This is a genomic window from Hydrogenophaga sp. (genome assembly GCF_018780385.1).
Classification (GTDB): domain Bacteria; phylum Pseudomonadota; class Gammaproteobacteria; order Burkholderiales; family Burkholderiaceae_C; genus Hydrogenophaga.
Genome location: NZ_JADMJO010000012.1, coordinates 1 through 3,609, shown reverse-complemented (window position 1 = coordinate 3,609; position 3,609 = coordinate 1). Strand labels below are relative to the sequence as shown.

Below are 3,609 nucleotides of genomic sequence, written 5' to 3'. Positions count from 1 at the left end.
ACGCCCGAAGACACCAGCCGCCTGCTGCGCGAGTTTGCGGCCGAGGGCCTGGTCAACATCGTGGGCGGCTGCTGCGGCACCACCCCCGAGCACATTGCGGCCATTCACAAGAGCGTGGAACCGCTGGCGCCGCGCAGCCTCAGGCGCGAGGTCTTCTACAGGGAAGCGGCCTGACAGCGACTGAAAATTCGGGCGCATGAGGAAAGACCTGCAGGAAAAACCTGAAGGTCTTTCAGTTTGTGGGGCCCGCATTTCCCGCTGACAATCGCGCTTCCCTTCAAGGGGAGTAGTCAGCCTGCCATCCGGCGCCAAGCCGGGTCTCGGTGGGTGGGGTTTTCGTCAATACGCGGCCTGACGGCCGCCGGAAACCTCCAACCGCACCATGCGCGGCAGTGGCAAGACCTTGGGGTGTTCTTCAACACCAACCTGAGGTTTTTTTCATGGAAAGCATTGCCCCCTTGTGGCTGTGGGTCGTCTTCGTTGCGTTCGTCGTGGCGGCCCTGTTTGTCGATTTTGTTCTGCTCAAGAAGCAGGGCGCGCACGAGGTGGGCGTCAAGCAAGCCGTCAACTGGTCGCTGGTCTGGGTGGGCCTGAGTTTCGTCTTCAACGCCCTGTTCTGGTGGGCCGTGAAAGACAGCACCGGGTCGAGTGCGATCGCCAACGAGAAGTCGCTTGAGTTCCTCACCGGTTACCTGATCGAGAAGAGCCTGGCGGTCGACAACATCTTCGTCTTCCTGCTCATCTTCAGCTACTTCGCGGTGCCCGCGGCTTACCAGAAGCGCGTGCTCATGATCGGCATCGTGGGCGCCATCGTGCTGCGCACCGTGATGATCCTGGTGGGTGGCTGGCTGCTGACGCAGTTCCACTGGATCCTGTACCTGTTCGGCGCTTTCCTGCTGCTCACCGGCGTGAAGATGTGGTGGGCCGCAGGCCAGGAGCCCAGTCTGGACGACAACCCCGCGCTCAAGCTGCTGCGCAAGGTCTTGCCCGTGAGCCAGTCGTTCGACGGTGAGAAGTTCTGGACGGTGGAGAACGGCAAGCGCATTGCCACGCCGCTGCTCATGGTGATCTGCCTGGTGGGTTTGACCGACGTGATCTTCGCGGTGGACTCCATCCCCGCCATCTTCGCCATCACCAAAGACCCGTTCATCGTGCTCACCAGCAACGTGTTCGCCATCCTGGGCCTGCGCGCCATGTTTTTCCTGCTGCAGGCCGCGGCCAGCCGCTTCCACCTGCTGAACTACGGTCTGGCCGTGATCCTGGTCTTCATCGGCAGCAAGATGCTGTTGATCGACGTGTTCAAGATTCCGGTGGCGATGTCGCTGGGTGTGGTGCTCTCCATCCTCGCGATCACCATGGTCTGGAGCAGCAAGACGGCGCCCAACACCTAAGACTGTTCGGGAATCAAGCGGTCGATCTCCTGCTGCATCGACAGCACGAGTTGGCCGTACAGCTGCAGCTTGGTGTCGTTCTCGCGCAACCGCTGGCTCAGGCGCTGGGCCACTGCGCTGAGCAGCTTGGCGGCGGTGGTGGGTTCTTCGTCGATCAGGGTCTGCAAGGAAGAGCGCGTGAGCACGGCGCAGCGCACCTCGGTGCTGGCGGTGCAGGTGGCCGAGCGGGCTTCGCCGTCCATCAGCGACATCTCGCCCATGAGGTGGCCGGGCCCGAGCACGTTCACCGTGTGGGGCTCGGTGCGGCTCACCGTCACCGCTTCCACCGTGATCTCGCCCTCGATCACCAACGCCATGAAGCCGTCTTCCCCGCCACTGTGGCCTTGCCGGATGATGGCTTCGCCCTCGGCGCAGCGCCGCAGCTCCATGTAACCCACCACCGTCAGCGCCTCGGCGGCGGTGAGCTGGATCAGCGCGTTGGTCGAGCGCAGCAACTCGGCGGCGCGGTGGGCGGTGGTGGAGATACTCACGCGGCTGTGGCGGCGCTGGCGCGCGCGGGCGGCGGTGTAGCGCTCGCCGAAGAGTTTGTCGAACAGGGCCATGGGAGATACCGGTGACTGCGGGGTGTGGTGCTGCGCATTGTCACCCGGCTCCCACTGCACCACGCACCGCTTTGGCACATTCATTGCGTGCGGCGAGCGAATGCAGATCGACGCCCCCACCCCGCCCACCCGTGCCTGGGGCGATCCGCTGGCGTTGCTGCTGGCGTCCACCGGTGAAGGCGTGTTCGGCATCGATCTGGACGGCCTGTGCGTGTTCATCAACCACGCCGGCGCCCGCATGATCGGCTTTGAGCCCGACGAATTGCTGGGCCGCAACATGCACGACCTCACCCACCATTCGCACGCCGACGGCGTGCACTACCCGGTGGAAGACTGCCCGATCTTCAAGGCGTTTCTGGAGGGCCTGCCCTGCCGCATCGACACCGAGGTGTTCTGGCGCCGCGACGGCACGGCCTTCCCGGTCGAGTACTCCAGCCACCCCATCATCGACGGCGGCGCGGTGCGCGGCGCGGTGGTCACCTTCGTCGACATCACCGAACGCAAGCGCGCGGCCGATGCCCTGCAGCGCGCCAAAGACGAGCTGGAAGAGCGCGTGGGTGAGCGCACGCTTGCGCTGGCCACGGCGCTCAAGCAGGTGCGGGAACTGGCTGCTCGCTCGGAAGCCGTGCGCGAGGAAGAGCGCACGCGCATTGCGCGCGAGGTGCACGACGAGCTCGGCAGCCTGCTGGTGGCGCTCAAGATGGACGTGAACTGGCTGGACAAGCGCCTCTCGGAACAGGAGCAGCGCACGCTGGAGGCGGCGGGCGACATGCGCGAGCGCATGCGCTGCAAGTGCCAGAACATGAGCCGCCTGATCGAGAACGCGGTGGACAACGTGGGCCGCATCATCACCGACCTGCGCCCCAGCATCCTGGACCACCAGGGCCTGTGGGCTGCGCTCGAATGGCAGGCGCAGGAGTTCGTGCAGTCGGCCGAGATGTCCCTGAATTGGTGCATGGACGTGGACCCGGATGGCGAATGGCCGGACCCGCCCGAGCCATTGGCCATGGCGGTGTTCCGCATCTTTCAGGAGATGTTGAGCAACGTCGGGCGGCACGCGCGCGCCCGTCGTCTGGACGTGCACATCGTCGTGCAGGCGGGGGTGCTGAGCCTCTCGGTGCAGGACGATGGTGTCGGTGCGCTGGCCCAGGCGTTTGAAGCGGCCGACGCCTACGGGGTGATGGGCATGCGCGAACGCGCCCGCCACTTCGGCGGCGACATCCGCATCAGCAGCGCACCAGGACAGGGCACGCTCATGCGCCTGTCGATCGAATTGCCAGCAGGAGCCCTTGCATGACCACCGTTTTTGATGTTCTGACCGAATCCATCCGCGTGCTGATCGGCGACGACCACCGCATCGTGCGCGAAGGCCTCAAGCAGATCCTGGCCGACGCGCCCGACGTGGCGGTGGTGGCCGAGGCGCAGACCGGTGACGAGGTGCTGGCGCTGGTGAGGGCGCTCGGCGGCCTGGACGGCCTGGACCTCGTGCTGCTCGACATCGCCATGCCCGGGCTCGACGGCCTGGACGTGCTGCAGACCCTCAAGCGCCAACACCCGAAGTTGCCGGTGCTCATGCTCAGCACCTACCCCGAGAAGCAGTACGCGGTGCGCTGCAT

General features: G+C 65.4%; 5 protein-coding genes. 4 read left to right on the top strand and 1 reads right to left on the bottom strand.

What is annotated here, in order from left to right:
• On the top strand, nt 1-174 hold a 174-nt coding region (locus IV113_RS06725), incomplete at its 5' end, for a homocysteine S-methyltransferase family protein (RefSeq protein ID WP_291082037.1).
• Between the two features lie 266 nt (nt 175-440).
• A complete protein-coding gene (locus tag IV113_RS06720) occupies nt 441-1,391 on the top strand; it encodes a TerC family protein (RefSeq protein WP_291082035.1) in 951 nt (316 codons plus the stop codon).
• Here IV113_RS06720 and IV113_RS06715 read toward each other — a convergent pair.
• Nucleotides 1,388-1,993 (bottom strand): cyclic nucleotide-binding domain-containing protein, encoded by a 606-nt coding sequence (locus tag IV113_RS06715; protein WP_291082033.1) that lies wholly within the window; start codon nt 1,991-1,993, stop codon nt 1,388-1,390. The genes IV113_RS06720 and IV113_RS06715 overlap by 4 nt on opposite strands.
• Nucleotides 1,994-2,093: 100 nt before the next feature.
• Between IV113_RS06715 and IV113_RS06710 the strand changes: the two genes are divergently transcribed.
• Both IV113_RS06710 and IV113_RS06705 read left to right on the top strand, forming a co-directional pair.
• Nucleotides 2,094-3,290, top strand: coding sequence for a PAS domain-containing sensor histidine kinase (locus IV113_RS06710; RefSeq protein ID WP_291082031.1), 1,197 nt, complete (start codon nt 2,094-2,096; stop codon nt 3,288-3,290).
• Nucleotides 3,287-3,609 (top strand): response regulator transcription factor (locus tag IV113_RS06705; RefSeq protein ID WP_291082029.1); only part of this gene is annotated, 323 nt, incomplete at its 3' end. The genes IV113_RS06710 and IV113_RS06705, both read left to right, overlap by 4 nt.

What these genes read in the sequence shown, in the direction of transcription:
- IV113_RS06720 (WP_291082035.1), top strand. Translation starts at nt 441, where the DNA reads ATGGAAAGCATTGCCCCCTTGTGGCTGTGGGTCGTCTTCGTTGCGTTC.
- IV113_RS06715 (WP_291082033.1), bottom strand. Translation starts at nt 1,993, where the DNA reads ATGGCCCTGTTCGACAAACTCTTCGGCGAGCGCTACACCGCCGCCCGC.
- IV113_RS06710 (WP_291082031.1), top strand. Translation starts at nt 2,094, where the DNA reads ATGCAGATCGACGCCCCCACCCCGCCCACCCGTGCCTGGGGCGATCCG.